Origin of the sequence: Actinoplanes palleronii (assembly GCF_016862315.1) — a bacterium.
GTDB lineage: Bacteria > Actinomycetota > Actinomycetes > Mycobacteriales > Micromonosporaceae > Actinoplanes > Actinoplanes palleronii.
Map to the genome: position 1 here is coordinate 46323 of NZ_BOMS01000025.1, position 25540 is coordinate 71862.

Annotated in this window: 27 protein-coding genes and 1 pseudogene; 8 read left to right on the forward strand and 20 right to left on the reverse strand. The window is 70.6% G+C overall.

All coding sequences use genetic code 11. The features are described from left to right. Nucleotides 1–27: 27 nt before the first annotated feature. A complete protein-coding gene (locus Apa02nite_RS09615) occupies nucleotides 28–1593 on the reverse strand; it encodes a Rieske 2Fe-2S domain-containing protein (RefSeq protein WP_203824728.1) in 1566 nt (521 codons plus the stop codon). 126 nt (nucleotides 1594–1719) lie between these two features. Here Apa02nite_RS09615 and Apa02nite_RS09620 point away from each other — a divergent pair, with 126 nt between their 5' ends. Next, on the forward strand, nucleotides 1720–1953 hold the full coding sequence (locus Apa02nite_RS09620; protein WP_067698640.1) for a DUF2631 domain-containing protein: 234 nt from the start codon (nucleotides 1720–1722) through the stop codon (nucleotides 1951–1953). A gap of 60 nt (nucleotides 1954–2013) precedes the next feature. Here Apa02nite_RS09620 and Apa02nite_RS09625 read toward each other — a convergent pair whose 3' ends face one another. The 8 genes from Apa02nite_RS09625 to Apa02nite_RS09660 form a co-directional block, all read right to left on the reverse strand. Then, nucleotides 2014–3324, reverse strand: coding sequence for a DivIVA domain-containing protein (locus Apa02nite_RS09625; RefSeq protein WP_203824729.1), 1311 nt, complete (start codon nucleotides 3322–3324; stop codon nucleotides 2014–2016). A 37-nt stretch (nucleotides 3325–3361) separates the two neighbouring features. Continuing rightward, the gene (gene rlmN, locus Apa02nite_RS09630; RefSeq protein WP_203824730.1) at nucleotides 3362–4540 is read right to left on the reverse strand and encodes a dual-specificity RNA methyltransferase RlmN; all 1179 of its coding nucleotides are present in this window, start codon (nucleotides 4538–4540) and stop codon (nucleotides 3362–3364) included. Between the two features lie 43 nt (nucleotides 4541–4583). Next, nucleotides 4584–5663 (reverse strand): phosphatidate cytidylyltransferase, encoded by a 1080-nt coding sequence (locus tag Apa02nite_RS09635; RefSeq protein ID WP_203824731.1) that lies wholly within the window; start codon nucleotides 5661–5663, stop codon nucleotides 4584–4586. After that, nucleotides 5663–6220 (reverse strand): ribosome recycling factor, encoded by a 558-nt coding sequence (frr, locus tag Apa02nite_RS09640; RefSeq protein ID WP_067698648.1) that lies wholly within the window; start codon nucleotides 6218–6220, stop codon nucleotides 5663–5665. Before frr ends, Apa02nite_RS09635 begins: the two co-directional genes overlap by 1 nt. 67 nt (nucleotides 6221–6287) lie before the next feature. Beyond that, the gene (gene pyrH, locus Apa02nite_RS09645; protein WP_232344577.1) at nucleotides 6288–6995 is read right to left on the reverse strand and encodes a UMP kinase; all 708 of its coding nucleotides are present in this window, start codon (nucleotides 6993–6995) and stop codon (nucleotides 6288–6290) included. A gap of 155 nt (nucleotides 6996–7150) precedes the next feature. Next, nucleotides 7151–7981: a translation elongation factor Ts gene (gene tsf, locus Apa02nite_RS09650; protein WP_067698653.1), complete on the reverse strand. Its 831-nt coding sequence runs from the start codon at nucleotides 7979–7981 to the stop codon at nucleotides 7151–7153. 77 nt (nucleotides 7982–8058) lie between these two features. Next, complete coding sequence (gene rpsB, locus Apa02nite_RS09655) at nucleotides 8059–8997, reverse strand: 30S ribosomal protein S2 (protein ID WP_067698655.1); 939 nt, start codon at nucleotides 8995–8997, stop codon at nucleotides 8059–8061. A 512-nt stretch (nucleotides 8998–9509) separates the two neighbouring features. After that, nucleotides 9510–10103, reverse strand: a complete 594-nt coding sequence (locus Apa02nite_RS09660) for a hypothetical protein (RefSeq protein ID WP_203824732.1) — start codon at nucleotides 10101–10103, stop codon at nucleotides 9510–9512. 146 nt (nucleotides 10104–10249) lie between these two features. Here Apa02nite_RS09660 and Apa02nite_RS09665 point away from each other — a divergent pair, with 146 nt between their 5' ends. From Apa02nite_RS09665 to dprA, 3 genes and pseudogenes are all read left to right on the forward strand, one after another. Next, nucleotides 10250–10609, forward strand: coding sequence for a YraN family protein (locus Apa02nite_RS09665; protein ID WP_067698658.1), 360 nt, complete (start codon nucleotides 10250–10252; stop codon nucleotides 10607–10609). Further along, a pseudogene (locus tag Apa02nite_RS09670) lies at nucleotides 10609–12123 on the forward strand (YifB family Mg chelatase-like AAA ATPase); the annotation flags it as partial. The gene Apa02nite_RS09665 and the pseudogene Apa02nite_RS09670, both read left to right, overlap by 1 nt. 297 nt (nucleotides 12124–12420) lie before the next feature. Further along, on the forward strand, nucleotides 12421–13596 hold the full coding sequence (gene dprA / locus Apa02nite_RS09675) for a DNA-processing protein DprA (protein ID WP_203824765.1): 1176 nt from the start codon (nucleotides 12421–12423) through the stop codon (nucleotides 13594–13596). A gap of 478 nt (nucleotides 13597–14074) precedes the next feature. Here the strand turns inward: dprA and Apa02nite_RS09680 are convergent, their stop codons facing one another. Further along, nucleotides 14075–14260 carry a regulator gene (locus Apa02nite_RS09680; protein WP_067698744.1) on the reverse strand — a complete coding sequence of 62 codons (186 nt, stop codon included), beginning with the start codon at nucleotides 14258–14260 and terminating at the stop codon, nucleotides 14075–14077. A gap of 1139 nt (nucleotides 14261–15399) precedes the next feature. Further along, the gene (locus Apa02nite_RS09685) at nucleotides 15400–15603 is read right to left on the reverse strand and encodes a hypothetical protein (protein ID WP_203824733.1); all 204 of its coding nucleotides are present in this window, start codon (nucleotides 15601–15603) and stop codon (nucleotides 15400–15402) included. A gap of 99 nt (nucleotides 15604–15702) precedes the next feature. Between Apa02nite_RS09685 and Apa02nite_RS09690 the strand changes: the two genes are divergently transcribed. The 4 genes from Apa02nite_RS09690 to Apa02nite_RS09705 all read left to right on the forward strand — a co-directional run bounded on the left by Apa02nite_RS09690 (nucleotide 15703) and on the right by Apa02nite_RS09705 (nucleotide 19834). Next, nucleotides 15703–15963, forward strand: a complete 261-nt coding sequence (locus tag Apa02nite_RS09690; RefSeq protein WP_203824734.1) for a hypothetical protein — start codon at nucleotides 15703–15705, stop codon at nucleotides 15961–15963. Between the two features lie 828 nt (nucleotides 15964–16791). Further along, nucleotides 16792–17196, forward strand: coding sequence for a winged helix-turn-helix domain-containing protein (locus Apa02nite_RS09695; RefSeq protein WP_067698664.1), 405 nt, complete (start codon nucleotides 16792–16794; stop codon nucleotides 17194–17196). 111 nt (nucleotides 17197–17307) lie between these two features. Then, the gene (locus Apa02nite_RS09700) at nucleotides 17308–18573 is read left to right on the forward strand and encodes a tyrosine recombinase XerC (RefSeq protein WP_203824735.1); all 1266 of its coding nucleotides are present in this window, start codon (nucleotides 17308–17310) and stop codon (nucleotides 18571–18573) included. 70 nt (nucleotides 18574–18643) lie between these two features. After that, the gene (locus Apa02nite_RS09705) at nucleotides 18644–19834 is read left to right on the forward strand and encodes an aminotransferase class V-fold PLP-dependent enzyme (protein WP_203824736.1); all 1191 of its coding nucleotides are present in this window, start codon (nucleotides 18644–18646) and stop codon (nucleotides 19832–19834) included. Here Apa02nite_RS09705 and Apa02nite_RS09710 read toward each other — a convergent pair. The 9 genes from Apa02nite_RS09710 to rimM form a co-directional block, all read right to left on the reverse strand. Continuing rightward, a complete protein-coding gene (locus Apa02nite_RS09710) occupies nucleotides 19799–20266 on the reverse strand; it encodes a murein hydrolase activator EnvC family protein (RefSeq protein ID WP_203824737.1) in 468 nt (155 codons plus the stop codon). The genes Apa02nite_RS09705 and Apa02nite_RS09710 overlap by 36 nt on opposite strands. 75 nt (nucleotides 20267–20341) lie before the next feature. After that, nucleotides 20342–20665 carry a DUF2469 domain-containing protein gene (locus Apa02nite_RS09715; protein WP_067698673.1) on the reverse strand — a complete coding sequence of 108 codons (324 nt, stop codon included), beginning with the start codon at nucleotides 20663–20665 and terminating at the stop codon, nucleotides 20342–20344. After that, complete coding sequence (locus Apa02nite_RS09720) at nucleotides 20662–21507, reverse strand: ribonuclease HII (protein WP_203824738.1); 846 nt, start codon at nucleotides 21505–21507, stop codon at nucleotides 20662–20664. The genes Apa02nite_RS09715 and Apa02nite_RS09720 overlap by 4 nt, the downstream gene beginning before the upstream one ends. Further along, nucleotides 21507–21971 carry an NUDIX hydrolase gene (locus Apa02nite_RS09725; RefSeq protein ID WP_239164220.1) on the reverse strand — a complete coding sequence of 155 codons (465 nt, stop codon included), beginning with the start codon at nucleotides 21969–21971 and terminating at the stop codon, nucleotides 21507–21509. Before Apa02nite_RS09725 ends, Apa02nite_RS09720 begins: the two co-directional genes overlap by 1 nt. A gap of 55 nt (nucleotides 21972–22026) precedes the next feature. Beyond that, nucleotides 22027–22689, reverse strand: coding sequence for a signal peptidase I (gene lepB, locus Apa02nite_RS09730; RefSeq protein WP_067698676.1), 663 nt, complete (start codon nucleotides 22687–22689; stop codon nucleotides 22027–22029). Continuing rightward, on the reverse strand, nucleotides 22686–23576 hold the full coding sequence (lepB, locus tag Apa02nite_RS09735; protein WP_067698678.1) for a signal peptidase I: 891 nt from the start codon (nucleotides 23574–23576) through the stop codon (nucleotides 22686–22688). Before lepB (Apa02nite_RS09735) ends, lepB (Apa02nite_RS09730) begins: the two co-directional genes overlap by 4 nt. A 156-nt stretch (nucleotides 23577–23732) precedes the next feature. Then, nucleotides 23733–24089, reverse strand: a complete 357-nt coding sequence (gene rplS, locus Apa02nite_RS09740) for a 50S ribosomal protein L19 (RefSeq protein ID WP_067698680.1) — start codon at nucleotides 24087–24089, stop codon at nucleotides 23733–23735. A 119-nt stretch (nucleotides 24090–24208) separates the two neighbouring features. Next, nucleotides 24209–24973, reverse strand: a complete 765-nt coding sequence (gene trmD, locus Apa02nite_RS09745; protein ID WP_067698683.1) for a tRNA (guanosine(37)-N1)-methyltransferase TrmD — start codon at nucleotides 24971–24973, stop codon at nucleotides 24209–24211. Beyond that, nucleotides 24970–25539 (reverse strand): ribosome maturation factor RimM, encoded by a 570-nt coding sequence (rimM, locus tag Apa02nite_RS09750; protein WP_067698685.1) that lies wholly within the window; start codon nucleotides 25537–25539, stop codon nucleotides 24970–24972. The genes trmD and rimM overlap by 4 nt, the downstream gene beginning before the upstream one ends. Between the last annotated feature and the right edge of the window lies 1 nt (nucleotide 25540).

Consider the following 25540-nt stretch of genomic DNA (forward strand, 5'->3'; position numbering starts at 1 on the left):
AGCTCCCCGCCGTACCAAAAAAAGGTCTCAGGGGTTGTCGGTCTTGTTGGCGCGGATCTTGTGACCGACACCGGTCAGGCAGCGGCCGCTCGGCAGGTCGAACTTCCAGCCGTGCAGCTGGCAGGTCAGCACGTTGCCGTCGAGCACACCGAAGCGGGACAGGTCGGCCTTGAGGTGCGGGCATCGGCGCTGCACGGTCCAGTCGCCGAACTGGATGTCCTCGGCGTCGACCGACTTCTCGTGCTCGTCGTACCAGCCCTCCGCGTACTGCAGACGCTCCTCGGAGAGGCACTTGAAGAACGCGTAGACGAACTCGTTGTACTGACCGATCCGGGCCGCGGCGAAGCGGCAGGACAGGAACAGCGAGTTGACCCAGTCACCCTCGTCGATGAAAATCAGGTGCTCGATCAGCGCGCGCCCGGTCTTGAAGCGGTAGCGGACCTTCTCGTCGGCATACGCCCGGACCTGCTTGCCCGGGAAGTCCACCACGATCGACTCGACGACCTCGCCGTCCGGCCCGAACGAGTCGGTCAGGTCGAAGCGGACCGGGCCGCCGACCCCGTTCGCCATGTAGATCGACTCTTCGAGCAGCGGCTCGATCCGCTTCTTCATGGCGCCCAGCACGTCGATCTCCGGGTGCCGCCAGGACGCCTTCTCGGCGGCGATGACCGGCGCCTTGCGCTCCCGCATCTCCTCGAGGTGGGCGACCTTGTTGGCGAAGAACTCGTCGACCGGCATCGGGTGCGTGGTGGTCTGCGTCGCGCCGCCGTCGGAGAGCGTCGTCACGCTGCCGGGCAGCTGCACGACGGCGTTGGTGCCGCCGACCTTCGCGTACTCGGTCAGGAACACCGACTGGTCCGGGAAGATGTTGCCCTCGTCACCGTGGATGTCGTTGAACTGCCACAGCGAGTCGTCGAGGAAACACGGCGGGCCGGCGATCGGGAAGACGAAGTCGGCCTTCAGGTCGTCGATGTAGCGCCAGGTGCGGTCGAACTGCCGCTCCCGCTTCTGCTTGCCGAACGCGGTCTTCGCGTTCTCCGGCAGCTCGTAGACCATCGGGTACCAGATCGCGCCGGAGAACTGCAGCAGGTGCGCGTGCACCCGGCCCAGCTCGTTGAAGCGGACCAGGTCGGTGGGACGGGCGTCGTTCTGGTTCAGCACCCGGATGCCGTCGTGCTCCACCCAGAGCGACGAGTCGCCGATCGGGCCGTCGGTCGGGCTGATCAGCGCCTGGATCATCACCTTGAGCCCGCCGTCGAGCTCGTGCACCTCGTCGGACTTCGTCCGGAAGAAGCTGGTGAAGCCCAGGTCGCGCAGCTCGTCCTCGAGCTGGCTGGTCGGGTACTCCGGCAGCAGGACGGTGGCCTTCTTGCTGATGAAGCGCTTCAGGTGCTCCGCGTCGAAGTGGTCCCGGTGCAGGTGGGAGACGTAGAGGTAGTCGACGTCACCGAGGGTCTCCCAGTCGAGCTGGGAGTTGTCCGGGAACGGGAACCAGGAGGCGAAGTACGCCGGGTTCACCCACGGATCGCACAGAATGCTGCCCGCGGCGGTGTCGATCCGCATGCTCGCATGGCCGGTGCCGGTGATCCGCACTTTGTCGCTCCTTCGTTCGGCGCCGTTGTGACCGCCTCGAAAGTACAGCCGGGTTGCCGGGTTCCGCCCGGCGACCCCGTGACAGACTGAGTACCGACGTACCGAGCATCGACGAGGAGGACCGACGTGTCCGCGGAAGAACACCACGAGGTCTACGCCCCGGACCAGCTGAAGCCGACGAACCGTCGTCGGGCCCAGCGTGGCGCGATCATCTCGGCCGTGGTCCTGCTGATGTTTTTCTGGGGCAACCAGTCCGGCAACACCGAGAAGGTGTGGCTCGTCGTGATCGCGGTCCTGCTCGTCGCCACCGTGATCGGCGACGTGGTGCTGCGCAAGGCCGGCCTGCGGCCCAACGACTGACCCGTTCTCCACAGCACGAAAAAGGGGCCCCGCTCAGCGGGACCCCTTTTTTGACACGTCTTACCGGTGGCGCAGCAGGATGTCCTTGACCTGGCGCAGCGCCGCGTCGACCTCGGCCTCGAAATACCCGTTCGGCACCAGGCCGAACTGCAGCATGTCCAGGTCGTTCTCGTTCACCGGCATCGGGCCACGCCCGGTCATCGCCTGCAGGATGCCCTCGAACAGCCGGTCGACCTGCATCGGGTCGTACCCGCTGCCGAACCGTCGCGGCTGGAACGTGCGACGCAGCTGGTCGACCAGGTAGAGCTCGCCGCCCGGCTCGCCGATCGGCGGGCCCAGGTGCGACTGCTGCTGCGGCGGCGGGGGCTGCTGCTGGCCGTACCCGGCGGGCGGGCCGCTCATCGGAGCGCCCTGCGGCGGCCCGGGCGGCTGCATCGGGCCACCCATCGGAGGGCCGGGCGGCATCTGCTGGCCGCCGTACCCCCGTGGGTCACGCTCACGCTCCGGCATCCGGATCTCGGCGGTCATGTCGGTCCGGCCGTGCCGGCCCGGCTCGAAGCCGCCGAACGAGGTGGGCTCGTCGTACGCGCTCTGGTCGTACTGCGCGTTGCGCTGCGGCAACTGGGGCTGCTGCGGCTGCGGAGGCAGCTGCTGCTGACCGCCGTACGAGGTGGGCTCGTCGTACCGGCCGTACTGGTCGGGCGGGGGCATCTGGGGGCGCTGCGGCATCTGCGGCGGCATGCCCCGGTCGTCCCGGACCGGTGCGGGGATCCGCTCGGTCTGCGCCATACCGGGGTTGCTCATGCCGGGGTTGCCGAACTGCTGACCCTGACCGCCGAACTGCTGGCCCTGGCCCTGACCGGGGCCCGGACCGCCGAACTGCTGGCCCTGGCCCTGACCGCCGAACTGCTGGCCCTGACCGGGACCGCCGCCCGGAGCGCCCATGCCGGCGCCGGCCATCCCGTTGCGCGGCATGCCGCTGCCCGGGCCGCCGGAGAGCGCGGGCGGGCCGCTCGGCTGCCCGATCGGACCGGACCGGTCGATGGAGCCACGGTCGATCGCACCGGACCGGTCAGCCGACAGGCCACCACGCATCGAGTCACGCATCGGGTCGACCGGACGGCCGCCCCGCTCCTCGAACTCGGCGAGCTGACGCTCGACCCGGTCGAGGTGCAGGTCCACCTGCCACTCGTCGTAGCCGCCGAAGCGCACCCGGAAGACGACGTCGTGCACTTCCTGAGCGGCGACCGGCGGACCGGCCTGCTCGCCGGCCAGGGTCGCCTCGACCCGGTCCAGGAAGGCGTCGACCTCGTCGACCTTGTAGCCCCGGCGCAGCGCGCGCCGCCGGAAACGCTGTCCCTGACTCGTCACAACGTCTCCCACTCCGCTCGCTGGGACCTACGCCCAGTCACTGTGCCACCTCCGCGTCGGCTGCGACGCCGTCTGCGCCTGCCTGCGTCAACTCCCCCGCGGCCAGCTGGCCGCAGGCGCCGTCGATCTCCCGGCCGCGGGTGTCGCGCACCGTTGTCTCCACACCGGCCGCGAGCAGCCGCCGGACGAACTCCCGCTCGACCGGCTTCGGGCTGGCATCCCACTTGCTGCCCGGGGTCGGGTTCAGCGGGATGAGGTTCACATGGGCCAGCTTGCCGTGCAGTAGGCGGCCAAGCAGGTCGGCACGCCAGGGCTGATCGTTTACGTCCCTGATCAGGGCGTATTCGATGGAGACCCGACGGCCGGTCTGCGCCGCGTAGTCGAACGCGGCATCGAGCACCTCGGCCACCTTCCAACGCTGGTTGACGGGCACAAGCTCATCGCGCAGATCATCATCGGGGGCGTGCAGTGACAACGCAAGAGTCACTGAGAGCTGTTCGGCGATCAACCGGCGCATTGCGGGCACCAAACCCACCGTGGACACCGTGATGTGCCGTTGTGAAAGTCCGAGACCCTCCGGAGCAGGGGTTGTCAGGCGGCGGACCGCCTCGATCACCCGGGGATAGTTGGCCAGCGGCTCACCCATCCCCATGAAGACCACCCGGGACAACCGGGGCGGTGAACCGGTGACCACGCCGGAGGCGGCCACCCCGGCCAGATAGACGCACTGGTCGACGATCTCGGCCACCGAGAGGTTGCGGGTCAGGCCCTGCTGGCCGGTCGCGCAGAACGGGCAGGCCATCCCGCAGCCGGCCTGGCTGGAGACACAGGCCGTCACCCGGTTCGAATACCCCATCAGCACGCTCTCGACCAGAGCGCCGTCGTGCAGCTTCCACAGCGTCTTACGGGTCGCGCCGTCGTCGCAGTCCTGCTCCCGGATCGGGGTCAGCAGGGTGGGCAGCAGATCGGCGGTGATCCGGTCACGCGAGGCGGCGGGGAGATCCGTCATCGCCGAGGCGTCACGGACGAACCTGCCGAAGTAGTGGGTGGAGAGCTGCTTGGCCCGGAACGCCGGCTCGCCCAGGGCGGCGACGGCCGCCTTGCGCGCGTCGAGGTCGAGATCCGCCAGGTGGCGCGGGGGCATGCTGGGACGGCGGCGAGTGATGACCGCGTCGGGCTTGTCGGGACTGATCGGGATGACCGGAAGAATCGTCATGGCGTATCCAGTCTCCCACGCTCGCTGAGTACGTCGCCCATAGCTAGTTCGGCGCGATGATCGCGAAGAGCAGGTAGGCCGTGGGGACCGCGAAGAGGATGGAGTCCAACCGGTCCATCAGCCCACCATGGCCGGGCAGCAGGTTGCTCATGTCCTTCACGCGGAGGTCCCGCTTCAGCATCGACTCGAACAGGTCGCCGAGAACCGCGACCACCGAGATCACCGCGCCGAACAGGAGGCCGTAGTAGACCGGCACCTCCATCAGGAAGAACAGCAACGCGCCGCTGCCGATCGCGGCCGCCGTGACCGAGCCGGCGAAGCCCTCCCAGGACTTCTTCGGGCTGATCTTCGGGGCCATCGGGGTCTTGCCGAAGAAGACGCCGGCCGCGTAACCACCGGTGTCCGAGAGCACCACGGCGACGACGGTGGCGAGCACCCGCCACTGTCCGTCGTCCTCCGGCCGGACCAGCATCGCGGCGAAGCTGAGCAGGAACGGCACGTAGACGGCGATCAGCGTGATCGCGGTGAAGTCGCGGCGCACCGCCTGCATACCGTCGGCGAGACGCCAGAGGGCCGCGGCGCCGATCGTGGCGACCAGGCCGAGGGTGAGCGCGTCGGTGCCCTCGTACCAGGCCAGGCCGGTCATCACCACGGTGCCGGCGATCAGCGGGACCAGCGGCGGGCGGGCGCCGGTCACGGTCAGCGCGCGGGCGGTCTCCCAGACCCCGACGGCTGCCGCCACGACCACCACGCCCAGCAGGGCCGGCGGCCAGACCAGCAGCGACGCCAGGACGACCAGGCCCAGGCTGAGCCCGACCGCGATGGCGGCGGGCAGGTTGCGCCCGGCCCGGCTCTTGCCCTGCTCACCCTGGCCACGGCCGGCACGACGCCGGCCCTTGACCCGTTTGCCGGCCGGCGGCTCGAGCGGGCCGTCCGGCGCGTTCATCGGAGCGGGCCGCTCGTCCACGTGCCGGACCGGATCGGGGTAGGCCTGCGCGGCGGGACTGCGCCGGTGCTCGGCATACGGATCCTCCGGGGTGGCGGGGGTGCGATGGGCGTACGACGCCGGCACGCTGGTGTCGTCGCCGGAGGCCTGCCCGGCACGCGGATCGAGGTAGGACATCAGACTTCGAGCAGCTCGGCTTCCTTGTGCTTGAGAAGCTCGTCGATCACCGCGACGTACCGGTGGGTGACGTCGTCGAGCTCCTTCTCACCACGACGGCCGTCATCTTCCCCGGCCTCGCCGTCCTTGACCAGCTTGTCGATCTGATCCTTGGCCTTGCGGCGCACGTTGCGGATCGCGACCCGGCTCTCCTCGGACTTGCCGCGCGCCACCTTGATCATCTCGCGACGACGTTCCTCGGTCATCTGCGGGAGGTGGATGCGCAGCTGGGTGCCCTCGTTGTTCGGGTTGACCCCGAGGTCCGAGTCGCGGATGGCCCGCTCGATCGGGCCGAGCTGGGTACCGTCGTACGGCTTGACGATGACCATGCGCGGCTCCGGAACACCGACCGAGGCCATCTGGGTCACCGGGGTGGGCGCGCCGTAGTAGTCCACCATGATCTTCGAGAACATCGCCGGAGTCGCCCGGCCGGTACGGATGGCGGCGAACTCCTCCTTGGCGTGCTCGACCGCGCTTTCCATCTTCTCTTCGGCCTCGAAGAGGGTTTCCTCGATCACCGGCTCTTCTCGCCTCCTTGCTGGCTTCGGTGGTGCGGGATGTGGGGACGTCCGCGGGTCAGCGAGCTCACGCGGTGATCAGGGTGCCGATCTTCTCGCCGGCACACGCGCGCACGATGGTGTCGTCACCGTCGGCGCCGAACACCAGCATCGGGAGCTTGTTCTCCTCGCAGAGGCTGAACGCGGCCTGGTCGGCCACCCGCAGCCCGCGCTGGAGGATCTCCTGGAAGGTGATGTTGTCCAGCTTGCGCGCGTCCGGGTCGACCCGCGGGTCGGCGGTGTACACCCCGTCGACGCCGTTCTTGCTCATCAGCACCATGTCCGCGTGGATCTCCAGCGCACGCTGAGCGGTCACCGTGTCGGTGGAGAAGTACGGCATGCCGGCCCCGGCGCCGAAGATCACGACGCGGCCCTTCTCCAGGTGCCGGATCGCCCGCAGCGGGATGTACGGCTCGGCGACCTGTGCCATGTGAATGGCCGTCTGCACCCGGGTCTCGATGCCCTCCTTCTCCAGGAAGTCCTGGAGAGCGAGGCAGTTCATCACCGTCCCGAGCATGCCCATGTAATCCGCGCGGTTCCGGTCCATGCCACGCTTCTGCAGCTCGGCGCCCCGGAAGAAGTTGCCGCCACCGACGACCACGGCCACCTGGATACCCCGCTGGTTGACCGTGGCGATCTGCCTGGCCAGCGCGGACACCACGTCGGGGTCGACGCCGACGGCGCCGCCACCGAATACCTCGCCGGACAGCTTCAGCACCACCCGGCGCGGCCGCATGGTCGGCGGGTTCGGATCGTCCACCGCGGCGGACTGTTCGGTCACCATCGTCATGAGACCCGCCTTCCCTTCACTTTCTGCAGGAGACCTTATGCGACCGGGAGGCCGGACGCTCAATCGCGTGACCGACCTCCCGTGCCATAACTTGTGGTGCCTTACTCCTGGCCGACCTCGTACCGGACGAACCGGGTGATCTCGATACCGGCCTCGGAGGCGATCTGCTTGACCGTCTTCTTGTTGTCGACGACCGAAGCCTGCTCGAGCAGGACGTAGTCCTTGAAGAAGGAGTTCACCCGGCCGTCAACGATCTTCGTGATGGCCTGCTCGGGCTTGCCCTCCTCGCGAGCGGTCTGCTCGGCGATCCGGCGCTCCGACTCGACGACCTCGGCGGGGACGTCCTCGCGGGTCAGGTACTTCGGCCGCATCGCGGCGGCCTGCATGCCGATGCCACGGGCGTCCGCGTCGGCGGCCTCGTCGTTCTTGCCCGAGTACTCGACCAGAACGCCGACCTGCGGCGGCAGGTCCTGCGCCTTGCGGTGCAGGTAGATCGCCACGGTGCCGTCGAGGATCGTGAAGCGGTTCACCACGATCTTCTCACCGATCTTGGCGGCGTACTCCTGAACGGTGTCGGCGACGGTCTTGCCGTCCTCCAGCGTCGCAGCGAGCAGCGCGGCGGCGTCGGCGATCTTGTTGGCCGCGCCGAACTCGACGAAGCGCTGACCCAGCGCGACGAAGTCCGGGGTCTTGGCGACGAAGTCGGTCTCACAGTTCAGCTCGAGCAGAGCCCCACCGGAGTGGCTGACGATGCCGTTGGCCGCGGTCCGACCGGCGCGCTTGCCGACGTCCTTGGCACCCTTGATGCGCAGGAACTCGACGGCCTTGTCGAAGTCGCCCTCGGACTCCTCGAGCGCCTTCTTGCAGTCCATCATGCCGGCACCGGTGAGTTCGCGGAGCTTCTTCACGTCCGCGGCGGTGTAGTTAGCCATGACTCTTCTCTCGATGTCAGTCGGGATTCGGCCGCCGTCACCGGCAAGTGACGGCGGCCGGAAGCACGTCGGTTGACTTACTCGGCGGGGACGGCGGCCGGAGCAGCGGCGACCGGCTCGGCGGCCGGCTCGGCAGCAGCGGGCTCGGCGGCAACCGGCTCAGCGGCGGCGACGGCGGCGACAGCAGCGGCCGGCTCAGCGGCGGCGGGCTCGTCGGCCTTCTTCTCGGCACCCTCGTAGAGGTCCCGCTCCCACTCGGGCAGCGGCTCCCCGGCGGCGACGGCGCCGGCCTCGGGCTTGGCGTCCGCGTCACCGCGGTTGCGGCCGGAGCGCTGGATCAGACCGTCGGCGACCGCGGTCGCGATGACCCGGGTCAGCAGCTCGGCCGAGCGGATCGCGTCGTCGTTGCCCGGGATCGGGAAGTCGACCTCGTCCGGGTCACAGTTGGTGTCCAGCACCGCGATGACCGGGATGCCCAGCTTGCGGGCCTCGTCGACGGCGATGTGCTCCTTCTTGGTGTCCACGACCCAGATCGCCGACGGCGTCTTGGTCATGTCACGGAGGCCACCGAGCGTCTTGGTGAGCTTGGTCTTCTCGCGGAAGAGCTGGAGGGTCTCCTTCTTGGTGTAACCCGCGGCAGTGCCGGTCAGGTCACCCAGAGCCTCGAGCTCCTTCATGCGCTGCAGACGCTTGTACACCGTCTGGAAGTTGGTCAGCATGCCGCCGAGCCAGCGGTGGTTCACGTACGGCTGACCGACCCGCGTCGCCTGCTCGGCGATGGCCTCCTGAGCCTGCTTCTTGGTGCCGACGAAGAGGATGTGACCACCCTCGGCGACGGTGCCCCGCACGAAGGCGTACGCCTTCTCGATGTACTCGAGAGTCTGGCGCAGGTCGATGATGTAGATACCGTTGCGCTCGGTGAAGATGAAGCGCTTCATCTTCGGGTTCCAGCGGCGGGTCTGGTGCCCGAAGTGGACACCGCTCTCCAGCAGCTGACGCATGGTCACTACGGCCATGGTGGTGCTCCCTGATCTACCCTGGTTGTCACGCCCACCGGCGATGGGCGTCCTGGCGCCCGGTCAGCAGCCACAGTCGGACCCGAAAGATCTTCAGGACCAGGGAGGGCCGTCGCCGTCGGTCTTCGCTGAAGAAACAGCATGCAGACCTTCGGAGGGCGCGCGAGGTCGACCGCGTGGGCGGTCGCCGTCGTCCAGCATACGCCAACCCGCCGGGCGCTCTTCTGCTGGCCTTTCGCAGGGTCGCGTCGTCCCTTATCAGAGGGCTGTGTCGGCTTTCGTCAGGGGCGCCGGGGTGCTTCTGCCGGGGTGCCTGGAGGCTTCGGCTCATCCCCGTCTTTGCCGGCCGCTCGTCTCCACGGTTCGTCCTGGCAGGCCGGCCGCTCATCCCCGTCAGGCTCACGGCCAAGCCGGCCGCTGATCCCCGTCAGGCTCACGGCCAGGCCGGCCGCTCAGGCTCACGGCCAAGCCGGCCGCTCAGGCTCACGGCCAAGCCGGCCGCTCAGTCATTGTCAGGCCACGGCAAGGCCGGCGGCGAGCAGCAGGAGCACGCCGGCCGGGAGGTAGATCAGCGGCGCGCGCAGCCAGGCGTCCCGGGTCGCCGGGCCGCCGCCGGCCGCCGCGTTGCCGGCCGAGAACAGGCCGAACCCGGTGAGCGCCAGGCCCAGCGCCAACAGCACGGCGGGCACGATGCCCCGGGCGGTGGCATCGGCGGCGAAAGTCACTGTCATCAGCAATCGCAACACCGGGACGAACAGGACGAGCACCGCGACCGCGACGATCACCGAGGAGAGCGGACGGCGGACCGACGCCTTACCGGGCTGCGGTACCGGTTGCTGGATCGGCTGCGGCGCCGGCGGCAACGCGGGCGGCGGGATCGTCGGATACTCCGGGCCGCGGATCGGGATACGACCTGATTCGTACGGGCCACGCGGCTCCGGACCGGCCGGACGCTGCTCGGGCAGTCGCACGGCGCCGGTGTCGTGCCGTCCCTCGCCGAGTGCGTGCGCGCCTGTCGACTCCGCCTCGGGGTATCCCGGCGGGCCGCTGTACCGGCTTCCGGAATACCAGCTCGGGCCGGACTCGTCGGCGTATCGATGCTCCACGAATTCGCACCGTAGGCGACCCGGGCCGCCGATGCCACCGGTGAGCACTTATCACACCTGATCGGTGACCGTACGGGAATCCACAGTCACGCTGTGTCCACAGGCGGATCCACTCCGAGTGGCCGGCCCTGCCACCGTCCGGCCTCATGACGACACAGCGACAGGCGATCGGGGCGTACGGCGAACGACTCGCCGCCCGGCACCTGGAGAACCGCGGGCTTCGGGTGCTGGCCCGCAACTGGCGGTGCTCCGACGGCGAGGTCGACCTGATCCTGCGGGACGGCGACGACGTGGTGTTCTGCGAGGTCAAAACGCGGCGGACGGCGACGTTCGGGCCACCGGCCGCCGCTGTCGACCCGCGCAAGGTGCGCAAACTGCGGCTGCTCGCCGTCCGCTGGCTGGACGAGTCCGGGACACACGCCCGGCAGATCCGGTTCGACGTGGTCGAGGTGCTCCCGCAGCGACGCGGCGCCAGCCGGGTCGTGCACATCCGGGCGGCGTTCTGATGAGCTACGCCCGCGTGCTCTGTGTCGGCCTGGTCGGCGTGGCCGGCCGCCTGGTCGAGGTGGAGGCCGACCTCTCCGTCGGCCTGCCCGCCGTGGTGCTGACCGGCCTGCCGGACACCGCGCTGCACGAGGCCCGCGACCGGGTCCGGGCCGCCGTGGTCAACAGCGGGCGGGAGTGGCCGAACCGCCGGATCACCGTCAACCTGCTGCCGGCCGCACTGCCCAAACAGGGCAGCAGCTTCGACCTGGCGATCGCGGCGGCGCTGCTGGCCGGTGCCGGCGATCTGCCGGCCACCCCGCTGGAGGGCGTGGTGCTGCTCGGCGAGCTCGGGCTGGACGGCGCGGTCCGCCCGGTCCGCGGCGTGCTCCCGATGGTGGCCGCCGCCGCGCAGGCCGGGATCACCCGGGTGATCGTCCCGCTGGCCAACGCCCGGGAGGCGACGGTGGTGCCCGGCGTCACGGTCCGTGCCGTCGACTCGCTGCGCCGGCTCGTCGACTTCGTCCACGGCGCCGGTCGCCTGCTCGAGCCGCCGCCGGAGTCACCGCACGCGCCCCGCTCCGGCCCCGACCTCGCCGACGTCTCCGGCCAGCAGCTCGGCCGGTACGCCCTGGAGATCGCCGCCGCCGGCGGTCACCACCTGGCCCTGCTCGGCCCGCCGGGCGCGGGCAAGACGATGCTCGCCGAACGCCTGCCGTCGATCCTCCCCGAGCTCGGCGACGAGGCCGCACTCGAGGTGACCGCACTGCAGTCGATCGCCGGCGTCCTCCCGCCGGACAGCGGCCTGATCCGGCGCCCGCCGTTCCAGGCGCCGCACCACAGCTCCAGCCTGGCCTCCTTGATCGGAGGAGGGAGCGGTCTGGCCCGGCCGGGTGCGCTCTCCCTGGCTCACCAGGGGGTCTTGTTTCTCGACGAGGCACCGGAGATAGGACGAGCCACCCTGCAGGCGCTGCGCCAGCCGCTGGAGAACGGCCGGGTGGTGCTCGGCCGCGCCCGCGGCACCACCGAGTACCCGGCCCGGGTCCAGCTGGTGCTGGCGGCGAACCCGTGCCCGTGCGCCTCGACCGCCGGCGACACGAGCTGCACCTGCAGCCCGCTGGTCCGGCGGCGCTACCTGGGCCGGCTGTCCGGCCCGCTGCTGGACCGGATCGACATCCGGATCGACCTGCTGCCGATGCGGGCCGCGCAGCTGATGGCCACGGCGGGCCCGGCCGAGTCGTCGGCCGTCGTCGCCGCCCGGGTGGCCCGGGCCCGGACGGCGGCCGCGCAGCGGTGGGCGGCGGACGGGTGGCGGCTCAACGCCGAGGTGCCGGGTCCGCAGTTGCGGCGTCCGCCGTGGTTGCTGCCGGGCCAGGACACCGCCGTGCTCCGGGAGGCCCTGGACCGGGGAAGGGTGTCGGCGCGAGGCTTCGACCGCGTGATCCGGCTGGCCTGGACGATCGCAGACCTGGACGGCCGTGAGCGCCCGGGCCGCGAGGACGTCGCCGAAGCCCTGCAACTACGAACCGGCCGAGCCGGCCCCACAGCCGGACCACCTCGGACCACCTCGGCCCACCGCTGCCGCCCCCGCCGCGGCCCCGCCGGTTCACGACCGCTCACCCCGACCCGCCACCGCCACCACCACCGCGGCCTCGCCGGATCAAGACAGCTCACCCCGACCCGCCACCACCACCACCGCGGCCTCGCCGGATCGAGACCGCTCGCCCCGGGCCGCCACCGGGTCCGCCGAGGCCAGCGTGCCTGCTGGCAGCGCGTCCGCGTCCGGTTCCGGTTCTCCGGGCAGCTCCGCGGCCGCCGGATCGGCGGTGCCGCGATGAACGGGCCGGGCAGCGACGCCGACCGGGCCGCCCGGGTCGCCCTCACCTGGCTGGCCGAACCCGGCAACCGGGCGGTCTGGACGATGGTCCAGCGAGGCGGGGCGGAGGCCACCCTGGACCGCCTGATCGCCGGGGACATCCCCGACGGTCCACTGCGGTCCGCGGTAGCCGCCCGCTCCCGGGCCGACGACCCGCGCCGGGCGGCCGAGATCGCGCTACGGCTCGGCGACGAGGTCGGCGCCCGGCTGATCGTCCCGGCCGACCCGGAGTGGCCGGCCCGGGTGAGCGCACTGGCCACGCTGGAGACCGACATCGCGGGGCGGGTCAATCAGGACACCCGGCCGCCGCTCTGCTTCTGGGTCCTCGGGTCGCTGCCGCTCGGCGCGACGCTGGATCGGTCGGTCGCGATCGTCGGGGCGAGGGCCGCTACCGGGTACGGCGTGCACGTGACCAGCACCCTGGCCTACGACCTGGCCGAACGGGGCTGGACGGTGGTGTCCGGCGGGGCGTTCGGCATCGACGCGGCGGCACACCACGGTGCACTCGCCGCGGACGGGCTGACCGTGTCGGTGCTGGCCTGCGGGGTGGACCGGCCGTACCCGGTGAGCAACGCGGCACTGTTCGCGCGGATCGCCGAGCGGGGGCTGCTGATCAGCGAGTGGCCGCCGGCCGCCGAGCCGTTCCGGCACCGGTTCCTGATCCGGAACCGGGTGATCGCGGCGGCCACCGCGGGCACCGTCGTGGTGGAGGCCGCGGCCCGCAGCGGCGCCACCCAGACGATGAGCCGGGTGCTGGCCCTGAACCGGCCCGCCATGGTGGTGCCCGGGCCGGTGACCTCGGCGATGTCGGTCGGCTGCCACGAACTGTTGCGAGCCCATCCGGCGACCCGGCTGGTCTGTTCGGCCCACGACGTACTGCAGGAGGTCGGCCGGATCGGCGAATATCTGGAACCGCCGCCGCGCGGCCAGGAACGCGTCCGGGACCGCCTCGATGAGGAGTCCGCGCTGATCCTGGAGGCATTCCCGCGGCGCGGCCCGGCCACACCGGAGGAACTGGCGGCAACGGCAAGGCTCGATTTGCGTACGGTCCTACGCCGCCTGACCCTGCTGGAAGCCACCGGACTGGTCATCCGCACGGAGTCAGGAATAACGCTGGCCCCCCGAAAACCCTGACCCCCGCCCCGCCCCGCCCCGCCCCGCGCAGCACCACCCTCCCAAACTCCACACACAAGACCGCCCCAACCGTTACGTGGGCACTTTGGGTGCGGAACGCACCAAAACCCCACACACAAAGCCGCCTCAACCGTTACGTGGGGACTTTGGGTGCGGAACGCACCAAAACCCCACACGCAAGGCCGCCTCGAATACAGCGTGGGGACTTTGGGTGCGGAGCGCACCGAAACTTCACACGCAAGGCCGCCTCGAATACAGCGTGGGGACTTTGGGCGCGGAGCGCACCGTTACTTCACACACGCGATAGGACTTACACGCGGATGCTCCGGCTCGCTCGGATGCCGAGGGCATTGGGTGCGTTCGGGGTGGCGGTGGGCAGCGCCGGGGCCGGGCCGGGCGACGGTGCCGCGTTGACGCTGCGGCACGGTGGCCCGGTCCGGTCGGCACGCTTCCGCCGGACCGCTCGGCGCGGAGCCGGTCAGTCCTCGGATTCGTCCAGGTCACGGCGATGGACCTTCATCCATGCCTCGACGTCCTCGGTCAGCCACACCTTGCCCTGCGCAAGGTCAGCGGCCGGCTTCGGAAAGTCCGCGCGGCTGGTGATCTGGTACGCCCGCTGGCGGCTCACTCCACCGAGGCGGATACGGATCTCGTGTGCGCCCATGAGGCGGATCGGCTTCACTCCCACATGATCGACCGTAGGCGCGGGACTATTAGGCATTCAGCAGGTTGTCAGGAGACATCTAGTCGTGAAGACAGTACTATCGCCGCATGTCCAGATGTCGCGCGACTACCTATCAGGTACCCGTTTCGCCAAGTCATCGCCGTGATTGGCGAACCCTGTGGCGCCGGTGCCGGTGCGGTTTACCGGCTCCCTGCGTCGATCGACTGGTTCCCCCGACGACGATGCCGTACCCGGCACGGGGCTCCCTCCCCTCCGGGGATCCGATGGCTGCACAACACGACAACCCCTCACCGGACCGGCAAAAGCCCCGTCTCCCCACCCCGCCCGACCATCGTGTCCCCCACCCGCGCGGTCGCGGACGCCACGAAGCCGTCGACCCGCACGAGCCCCCGGCCGAATCACCCCAAGCCCCGGAGTGGCCGCAACCCGGAACATCCACCACCCACCCGGACTGGCCCGCCGCGACCGATCAACCCGCACCGCCCACTCCCGACCAGCCGGCCCCGCCCGTTCCCGCACCGCCCAGGCCGCCCATCCCCGCGCCGCCCAGGCCAGTTGCTCCCGCACCGTCCAGGCCGCCCATCCCCGCACCACCGACTACGCCGGCCCCAAGCCAGCGCGGATGGTCCGGTTCCGATCAGCGGGTGCCGACCAGCCCCGAGTCACCTGCGCCACCGATTCTGGAGCACCACCGACTGTCCGGTTCCGATCAGTCGGGAGGGACCATTCCTCCACCACCGATTCCGGGACAGCACGGGCCGTCCGGGTTCGACCAGCCGGGCCGGGCCATCCCCGCCCCTCCGGCACCGCAGATTCCGGGACAGCACGGGCCGTCTGGCTATGAGCAACCGCGACCGACCGATCACGCACGACTGGCACCGCCGATGCCCGCACCGGGCCCGCCGATTCCGGGACAGCGCGGTCCATCTGGTTGTCAGCGGCCGCGACCGAACGATGGCGCGCCGCTGACACCACCGGCCCCCGCACCGAGACCGCCGATTCCGGGACAGCGCGGACCTTCTATCCATGAGCAGCTGGGGCCAGCTCATCACGCGGCGCCGGAGCCGCCCGTTCCCGCGCGACCGGAGCCGCCCGTTCCCGCGCCGCCGGGGTCTGGCTCAGGACGGGCCACGGTTCCGCGGCCGAGGAATCCGGACGAGAACGTGGGGCGAGCCGGGAATCTGACGCCCGGGCAGCAGCTGCGGGCGGCCGGCAACGAACCGTTCACGCATCACGCGCATCGGCGCCGCGACCACCACTGATACCGGATCGAACGGCGCACCGCCGATGCCGGTGGCGCCCGGCTCGCGGGTGACCACCACGTCTTGAAAGGAAACGAGCTGTTGGGGAACACCGTCGCGCAGCGGGCCCGCCGGGCCGGGCCCGGGCGTGACGGCCCTGGTCGGATTTCGGGGGCACCGTTGACCACCACACAAGAGACCGAACACCTGCACGACCGGCCGGACTGGACCTGCCGCGTCTGCGGCGCACCCTGGCCGTGCTCCACGGCCCGCGCGACGCTGATGCACGAATACCGCGCCTTCCCATCGTTGCTGCGGATCTACCTGTCCGCGCAGATGTACGAGGCCCTCGACGACTTGACCATCGAAGGCAAGGCACCGCCGATGAACCTGTACGAGCGGTTCCTCTCCTGGGTCCAAACCCACCCACCGTCCCCATGACATCGCGCCCAGCCTCCAGGCCCGGCACAGACGATGCCGCTACCCGCTGCGACAAAGAACGGCCGAACACGAGCGCGGCGGGGCCAGCGTGCAATACCGAACAAACCGGCATCGGGACCGCCGGCAGCGACTGGCGCCGGATCCGGGACCTCGACCCGAGGCGGGCGGGAGCCGAGAGCAGGATCGGCCAGGCAAGGGCTGGTGGCGGTGGCGGCACCCGAGGCAGCGCCCGGGGCCCGTGGCGATGGCCAGCGCCCGGCGGCAGAGGCGAGGCAGCGACGGCGGCCGGACCCGGGGGCCGGCGACGGCGGAGGCCAGGGCCAGGGCCGGAGGCGGAGGCCGTGGCCGTGGCCGTGGCCGGTAGCCGGGGCCGGGGCCGGGGCCGGTGTGGCGGAGGCCAGAGCCGGTGGCCGAGGCAGAGGCCGGTGGCCGAGGCAGAGGCCGGTGGCCGAGGCAGAGGCCGGTGGCCGGGACCGGTAGCCAGGGCAGAGGCAGGGGCAGGTGGCGGTGGCAGGGACGGGTGGCAGTGGCGGTCAGAACTGGCGGCCGACGCCGGAACCGAGGCCAAGCACAGCGGTGTAGGCGGTCAGGACCACAGCAAGAGGCAGCCGGAGCGCGAGGGGCCGAGGGGCCGGGAGTGGGCCTGGGGCGCCTGTACGGGGAACGGGCGACGGCCGCGCCCAGCAGTCTTTCGACCGGCCTGGCAAAGCCGCCGCCCGCCCTGTCGCCCGGTCCGGCGGGGCCTTCTCGGGGCGACGGGTTTATTGTAATTAGATTGGCCTGTAGGTACAACGTGACGGCACATCGTGGTTGCGTAAAATAGTTGCCATGATCGATCACTCGGCGGACCGTGCGGTCTTCCGGCAGCTTGCTGATTTGCTGCGGAACAGCATCGCCTCCGGTGAGCTGGGGCCGGGTGAGCCGCTGCCCAGTGAGCTGCGGCTGGCTCAGGATTATGGGATCAGTCGCACCACGGTGCGGCAGGCGATCGGGCAACTGCGGACCGAAGGTCTGGTCACGGTGGATCGGCCACGAGGGACTTTCGTACGGGTGCCGGAGGCGGTGCAGACCGTGACACTGGGCCGGGGCGAGCGGGTCGGCGCCCGGATGCCGACTGACGCCGAGCGACGCAAGCACCGGCTCGCCGAGGGTGTGCCGGTGCTGGTGGTGACCGCGGCGGATGGCGCCGAGACGGTGCACCCCGCAGACCGCGTGCAGCTCGCCCGCCCCTGACCCGCGACCGTCGCGGGCCGGGCGGGCCGGCTCCGGAATCGACTTCGAGCGGCGCGCCATGGGTCCACGCTAGGGGCGGGGTACGACAGGAATCGCGGCACACTGGACGCCGTGGATGTCTATCGGCGGCGGCCGCAGCGGCGCAAGAGTGTGCGGGAGCAGCACGAGGCGCTTCCGCCCGGGCTGCGCGAGGCGGTGGACCGGTTCGGGCATCACCTGGCCGTGGTGGACGGGCGTTCCGAGCACACCGTCCGCGCCTATCTCGGTGACGTCGTCTCGCTCCTGACGCACGCCGCTGACCAGGGCGTTCCATCCGTCGACGAGCTCGACATCGCGGTGCTGCGCGGGTGGCTCGCGGCGCGGCTCGAGGAGGGCTCCGCGCGGACGTCGCAGGCTCGCCGGGCCGCAGCGGTCCGCACCTTCACCGGATGGGCGCACCGGGTCGGCCTCTCCCCCGGCGATCCGGGCGCCGGGCTGGCCAGCCCGCGCGGCCACCGCGACCTCCCGCACGTGCTGCGCGCCGACCAGGCCGCCGCCCTGGTCACCGCCCCCGGCTCCGACCGGGCCGCCGCCACGGGCCGAAAGCCGGCCGCGCCCAGCGGATCGTCAGCCGCCGAAAAAGACAAAACCGGAAGCGACCGGGCCGGAAAAATCCCCGCCCGAGCAGGCAACACCGGAGCAAGCGAGGACGGGGACGGGGACGGCGGAGCTGATGGGGACGCCGCTGTGCTGCGGGACCGGGCTGTTCTGGAGATGCTCTATGCCACCGGTATTCGGGTCAGTGAGCTCTGCGGCCTCGACCAGGCCGACGTCGACCACGGTCGCCAGGTGGTCCGGGTCTTTGGCAAGGGCGGCAAGGAGCGTGCCGTCCCCTACGGTCACCCGGCCCGCGACGCCCTCGCCGCCTGGCTCACCCTCGGCCGACCGGCGATAGCCAGCGGGCAACTGATGGCCGGCGGGCAGGCAATGGCCGGCAGGCAAGCAACGGCCAGCGGGCAAGCAATGTCCAGCGGGCAAGCAACGGCCGGCGGGCAGGCCATGTCGCACCAGCAAGGGATGAGCGGCGGCCGGAGGACGAGGGGGAAAAAGGGCAAGGGGGACGGTGACGCGCTGTTCCTCGGGTTCAAGGGTGGGCGGTTGCAACCCACCGTCGTGCGCCGGATCGTCGCCGCCGCGGCGCGAGCGGCCGGGCTGCCGCACACCAAGCCGCACGATCTGCGGCACTCCGCCGCCACCCACCTGCTGGACGGCGGCGCCGACCTGCGGGCCGTCCAGGAGTTGCTCGGTCACAGTTCGCTGTCGAGCACCCAGATCTACACCCAGGTCTCCACCGAGCGGCTCCGGGCCGCGTTCGAACAGGCCCATCCACGAGCCTGAGCAGGGCCTGCGCCGGAAGCGGGCCGAGTCCGGGGCGAGGTCCAGGCGCCGGGCACGTACGATCCTGACCATGAGCGCCGCAGCCCCGCCCCGCCCGATTCCCGGCGCCCGGCTCCTGTTCTCGCTGGATCCGGCGGTGTCCTATCTCAACCACGGGTCGTTCGGCGCGGTGCCGATCAGCGTGCAGCGCGCCCAGCAGCGGCTGCGCGACGAGACCGAGGCGAACCCGATGCGGTTCTTCGGCGACGGGCTGCTGGATCGGATCATCCACACCCGACGGCACCTGGCCGAGTTCCTCGGCGCCGACCCGGAGGGCTCCGCGCTGACCGGGAACACCACCTCGGTGGTCAGCCTGGTGCTGCAGTCGGCCGGGCTGGGCCGGTCCGACGAGGTGCTGCTGACCGATCACGCCTACGGCGCGGTCGCGATGGCGGTACGCCGGGAGTGCCGCCGCACCGGAGCCACCGCGCGGACGGTCGCGCTGCCACTGGGCGCACCGAGCGCGGAGGTCGTCGCCCGGGTCCGGGCAGCACTGCGGCCCGGGCGTACCCGGCTGCTGATCGTCGACCAGCTGACGTCGGCCACCGCCACCCTGTTCCCGGTGGATCAGATCACCGCCGCGGCCCGTGACCTGGACATCCCGGTGATGGTGGACGCCGCGCACGTGCCCGGGATGCTGCCGGTGGACGTGGCCGCGATCGGTGCCGACTTCTGGGTGGGCAACCTGCACAAGTGGGCGTGGGCGCCCCGCGGCACGTCGGTGCTGGCGGTGTCCCCCGAGTGGCGGCGGCGGATCGAGCCGCTGATCGTGTCCTGGGAGCAGGATCAGGGCTTCCCGCTGTCGGTCGAGTTCCAGGGGACGCTCGACTACACGGCCTGGCTGGCCGCCCCGGCCGGCGTCTACGCCATGCGCACGATCGGGCTCGACGCGATCCGGGAGCACAACGCGGCGCTGGTGTCGTACGGACAAAGGGTTGTCGGCGAAGCCCTCGGTCTGGGACCGGCGGACCTCCCGCAGCCCGGCGGACCCGGGGTTTCGATGCGGATCGTCCCGTTGCCGGCCGGCCTGGCCACCACCTACCCCGAGGCACACGCGCTGCGCCAGCACATCGCCGACAAGCTGGGCGTGGAGACCGCGGTGAACGCGTGGGGCGGGCGCGGCCTGCTCCGGCTGAGCGCGCAGATCTACAACCGTCCCGAGGAGTACGACCGGCTGGCCGAGCGGCTACCCGCGCTGCTCAACGGTTGGCAACACGGGTAGCAGGCGGACCCGGCCGAGGCCGAGCAGGACGAGCGGGTCGAGATACCCCTCGCCGGTGCGCACGCCCCAGTGCAGGCAGGCCCGCACCGGGCAGCCCGGGTGGCCCGCGTCGAGCGTGCCCAGCGGATCACCGGCGGCCAGCACGTCACCGGGCGCGACGGCGGGTGTCACCGGCTCGTAGGTGAGCCGCAACCCGCCCGCGTGCGCCACGCTGACCACCCCGCGCCCGGCGAGCACCCGCGCGTGGACCACGATGCCGGCGCCGGCGGACCGGACCACCGATCCGGCCGGCGCGGCCAGGTCGACCCCGCGGTGCCCGGCCAGCCACGGCTGCGGCGGGGCCTCGAACCGCCGCACCACCGCGGGCGGAGTCACCGGCCACGACCAGGGGACCGGGCTGACGCCCAGAAAAAATGCCCAGAAGAAGTACATGCGGGCGAGTCTGGCCAGCCGTCAGCCGGCCGGCGACCCGACCTGTGGACAACCGCCTCCTGTGCAGAAGGCGGGTTATCCGCCGAAGCCACCATCCTCCGGCAACGAGATGTCCGGCTTCTCCAGCTCCTCGACGTTCACGTCCTTGAACGTCATCACCCGCACGTTCTTGACGAACCGGGCCGGGCGGTACATGTCCCAGACCCAGGCGTCGTGCATCTCGACCTCGAAATACACCTCGCCGTCGGAGTTACGCACGTGCAGGTCCACCTGGTTGGCCAGGTAGAACCGACGCTCGGTCTCCACCACGTAGGAGAACTGGCGGACGATGTCGCGGTACTCCCGGTAGAGCTGCAGCTCCATCTCGGTCTCGTACTTCTCGAGATCCTCTGCGCTCATCGTGTCTCGCCCTCCATGGCCTCATCTTCCCCCACCGACGGCGACGGCTGAGGCTGCTCGCCCGACGCCACGCCGACGGTACCCTCAGCCGCCATCGGAAGCAGCAGCGGCTCGGTAACGGATGCATCGAACAACGACGGGATCGGCTCCGCCGTGGTATTAGCCGGGCGGCGGGCTCGGGGCGGCACATTGCCCCGGCCCGAGGCCGCGGCCACGTTCACGTACGAGAACCGGTGCTCGGCGCAGGGACCGTGCCTGAGCAGCGCGGAACTGTGCTCGTCCGTTATATAACCTTTGTGTACGGCAAAGCCGTACTCCGGGAACTTGTCGTGAAGTTCCACCATCAGCCGGTCCCGGGTGACCTTGGCCAGCACGCTGGCCGCCGCGACACACGCCGCCACCCGGTCGCCCTTCCACACCGCCAGCCCGGGCACACCCAGGCCGTCGACCGGGAAGCCGTCGGTCAGCACGTAATCCGGCCGGACGGTCAGCAGGGCGAGCGAGCGCCGCATCGCCGCCAGGTTGCAGACGTGCAGGCCCCGGGCGTCCACCTCAGTGGGCGGGATGATCATCACGGACCAGGCCAGGGCGCGGTCGACCACCTCGGCGTAGACCCGTTCCCGGGCCGCCGCGGTGAGCAGCTTGGAATCGGCCAGCCCGGGCACCTCGCCGCGCTTGCCGGCCGGCAGGATCGCCGCGGCCGCGACCAGCGGGCCCGCGCAGGCGCCCCGGCCGGCCTCGTCGGCGCCGGCCACGTGCTCGAAGCCGCGCCGCTGCAGCGCCTGCTCCAGGGCGTAGAGACCAGCCTCCCGGCGCACCACGGTGCGCGGCGGGGCCAGCATCAGGGCTCCTGCGACCGCAGCAGGGCGGCCAGGTCGGCGGGGTAGATCAGCTCGTCGCTGGCCTCGATCTCGGCCGCCGACCACCAGCGGTGCTCGGTGATGGTGAGCTGCTCCTCGGCGTCCATCCCGGCCGTGTCGACCTGCCAGTCGGCGACCCGGAACAGGAAGAAGTCCTGAGTCTGCACATACGCCCGGCCGTTGTAGGAGAACTCGGCCTGCTCGTGCAGGATCGACGCGCTCAGCTCGGCCGGGTCGGCCCGGAGCCCGGTCTCCTCGAACAGCTCGCGGGCGGCCGCCTGGGTCGGGCTCTCGCCGGCCTCCAGCCCGCCGCCCGGCGTGAACCACCAGTGCATGCCGGGCCGGGCCGGATCGCCGCCGTGCAGCAGCAGGGCACGCCCGGCCAGATCGACCAGGAGCACCCGTCCGGCGCGGCGGGACACCACGGGCTGGTTCGACTCGGTCACCGGACCAGCCTAAGCGCCCGAGGTGGATCTTCCGAACCGCCCTCGGGCGCCGCGCTCATTTGGACGCGGAGTCCGGAATGTCGTCGTACGAGTCCGGCACGGTCAGCCACGTCGCCCGGCCCACCGGCCAGAAGATGGTGAAGGCCCGGCCGACCACCGAGTCGATGGTGACGGTCGAGTCCAGCATCTTGCCGGCCTCGTCGGCCGCCGTGCTCGTCTCGTAGTGCTCGAGCGAGTCGCCCGACTCGGCGCGGTGGTCACCCATCACCCAGAGCCGGCCGGCCGGAACGACGATCTTGAACTTCTCGTCCGCGACCTCGTTCCGCTTGCCGTCCGCGTCGGTGTAGATGTACGGCTCGTCGAGCGGCTTGCCGTTGACGATCAGACGGTTCTGGTCGTCGCAGCACTCCACGGTGTCACCAGGGGTGCCGATGACCCGCTTGATGAAGTCTTCGCCCTCGGCGCCGGCCTGCCACTCCGTCGGCGCCTTGAAGACGATGATCTCGCCGCGCTTCGGGTCACGGAAGTCGTAGACGAGCTTGTTGACGAGCACCCGGTCCCAGACGTTCAGGGTGTGTTCCATCGAGGGGGACGGAATGTAGAACGTCTGCAGCACGAACGCGCGGACCAGGACAGCGACCAGGATCGCCACGCCCAGCAGGATGGGCAGCTCGCGCCAGAACGATCCGCTGCGCTTTTCGGTGTGCTCGTCAATCACGCTCGGAGCCTACGTCGTCGAGTCACGAACGACATGCCGGAACGCGCGGACAACGCCGCACTCAGCAGCAACGGGAACAGGCCCATGGCCACCTGCGGATCACGCCGGGGCTCCGGCGGGGCCGGACCGATCGCCGCCGTCGGATGGTCCTGGGCGAACTGTTTCCAGACGTCCGGCACGTCGAGACTCTTGAATCGGTCGCTCGGCCAGACGATCACGAAGGCCCGGCCGATGATGTTCTCGATCGGCACCGGACCCTGGCATCGCGCGTCCTGGGAGACCGCCCGGTGGTCACCCATCACGAACATCTGCCCGGCCGGGATGGTGATCTCGGCGAATCTCCGGCTGGTGCACTGCCCCGCGATCGGCGGCTGGCTCAGGTCGGAGTTGAAGCCTTCGGCGATGTACGACTCGTCGATGGCCACACCGTTCACGGTGATCCGGCCCTGTGCGTCGCAGCAGGCGACCTTGTCACCCGGAAGGCCGATCACCCGTTTGATGAAGTCCCGCTCACCGGGACGGCTCACCCCGACCAGGTCGCCGATCGTGCGACCGAGTTTGGACATGAACGCGTCGCTCACCGGCTCGCTGACCTCGGGCGCCCAGTTGTCGGTGCCGCGGAACACCACGATCTCGCCGCGCAGCGGGTCGCGCATGTCGTAGACGACCTTGTTGACCAGCACCCGGTCCTTGAGCTCCAGGGTCTTCTGCATCGACCCACTGGGGATGTAGAAGGCCTGGACCAGGAACGTCCGGATGAGTACGGCCAGGCAGAACGCCACCACGAGCAACAGCGGCAGCTCCTGCCAGAGGGGCATCTCCTTGCGCCGCATAATCGAACGCCGTCGAGGCGGTCGATAGCCTTCCATCGGATCCACGCTTCGCATCTCCTGACGCCTACCGGCCGATCCGCCCCCGGATACAGCACTACCGCCCGAGTTTCCCGGCTAGGGGAAGTTACGAGCGGTAGGACTGGAATGGTTCATCATCCGGCACAGGCGCCAGCTTAGTGCGCTCGCGCCTGCGACTGCCGGAGCGGAAGATCAGACCGTCTGCTTCTCCCGCAGCTCCTTGATCTTGGCCTTCTTGCCACGGAGCTCACGCAGGTAGTAGAGCTTGGCGCGGCGGACGTCACCACGGGTGACGACCTCGAGCTTGTCGATCACCGGGCTGTTGATCGGGTAGGTCCGCTCGACGCCGACGCCGAAGCTGATCTTCCGGATCTTGAAGGTCTCGCGCAGACCGGCGCCCTGACGACCGATGACCACGCCCTGGAAGACCTGGACACGGGAACGGTTACCCTCGACGACCCGGGCGAACACCTTGAGGGTGTCGCCGGCGCGGAAGTCCGGAAGGTCGGTGCGCTGCGACTGGGCGTCGAGTTCATCCAGCGTGTTCATCGCTGCATCCTTGAATAACTAGAGCGCATCGGAACTCGATGCGCGGGGTGACTCTGATCCCCCACCGATCCGAGGGATCCTCGTCGTCCCGCACGGTGTGCGAGAAAACGGCAACCTCCCTACTTTGCCACACCGGGTGGCGGGAGCTCCAATCCGGCCTCGGCCAGGGCCTTGCGGTCCTGCTTGTCGAGGTGCTCCGGCGGATAGGCCGCGAACAGGTCCGGCCGCCGGGCCGCGGTCCGCAACAGGCTTTCGGTACGGCGCCAGCGGGCGATCCGGCCGTGGTCACCGGAGCGCAGCACGTCGGGCACCTCACGGTCGCGCCACGCGGCGGGCTTGGTGTAGACCGGGGCCTCCAGCAGGCCGGCCGCGTGCGACTCCTCGGTGAGCGAGTCGGCGTTGCCGAGCACACCGGGCAGCAACCGGGTGATCGCCTCCATGATGACGATGACCGCGACCTCGCCACCGAACAGCACGTAGTCGCCGAGCGAGACCTCGCGCACCGGCATCCGGTCCGCGGCGTCGTCGATCACCCGCTGGTCGATGCCCTCGTACCGCCCGCACGCGAAGACCAGGTGGTCCAGTGCGGCCAGTTCGTACGCGTCGGCCTGGGTGAACGGCTTGCCGACCGGGGACGGGACGACGAGCGTCGCGCCCGGGCCGGCCACCGCCTCCAGGGCCTGACCCCACGGCTCCGGGCGCATCACCATGCCCGGGCCCCCGCCGTACGGACTGTCGTCCACCGTCCGGTGCACGTCGTGGGTCCACGTGCGCAGGTCGTGCACGGCGAGGTCAAGCGTCCCGGTGGTACGCGCCTTGCCGACCAGCGAGAGGCCGAGCGGGGCGAAGTAGTCCGGAAAGATCGAGATGATGTCGACCTTCACAGATCCAGCAGGCCTTCCGGTAGGTCGACGACGATCCGGCCGCCGGCGATGTCCACGGTCGGGACCATCGCGGTGACGAACGGGATCAGGGCCGTGCCGCCGCCGGCCTTCTTCAGCACGATCAGATCGGACGACGGAGCGTGGTCGATCCGGTCCACCGTGCCGAGTTCGGTACCGTCCGCCGACACCACGCGCAGACCGACCAGCTGGTGGTCGTGGAACTCGTCCGGGTCGGCCGGCGCAGCCATCCCGGCGCTGTCCACCTTCAGGTACACCCCGCGCATCGCCTCGGCGACGTTGCGGTCGGGGATACCCTCGAACACCGCGATGCCGCGGCCCTGATGCCAGCGGATCGACTCGAGAGTGAGTTGCTGGGGAACTTCGAACGGAACGCCGAGAGCGGCAGCGCCCGCCGGGCCGGTGCTCACCCGGCGGTCCCGGGGGACCTCCGTGATGAACACCGAACCGGCGGTGAAGCGTGCCTCGGGTTCGTCGGTCCGCACGACCACCGAGACTTCGCCCCGGATGCCGTGCGGTTTGCCGATCTGGCCGACGACGAGGAGCATC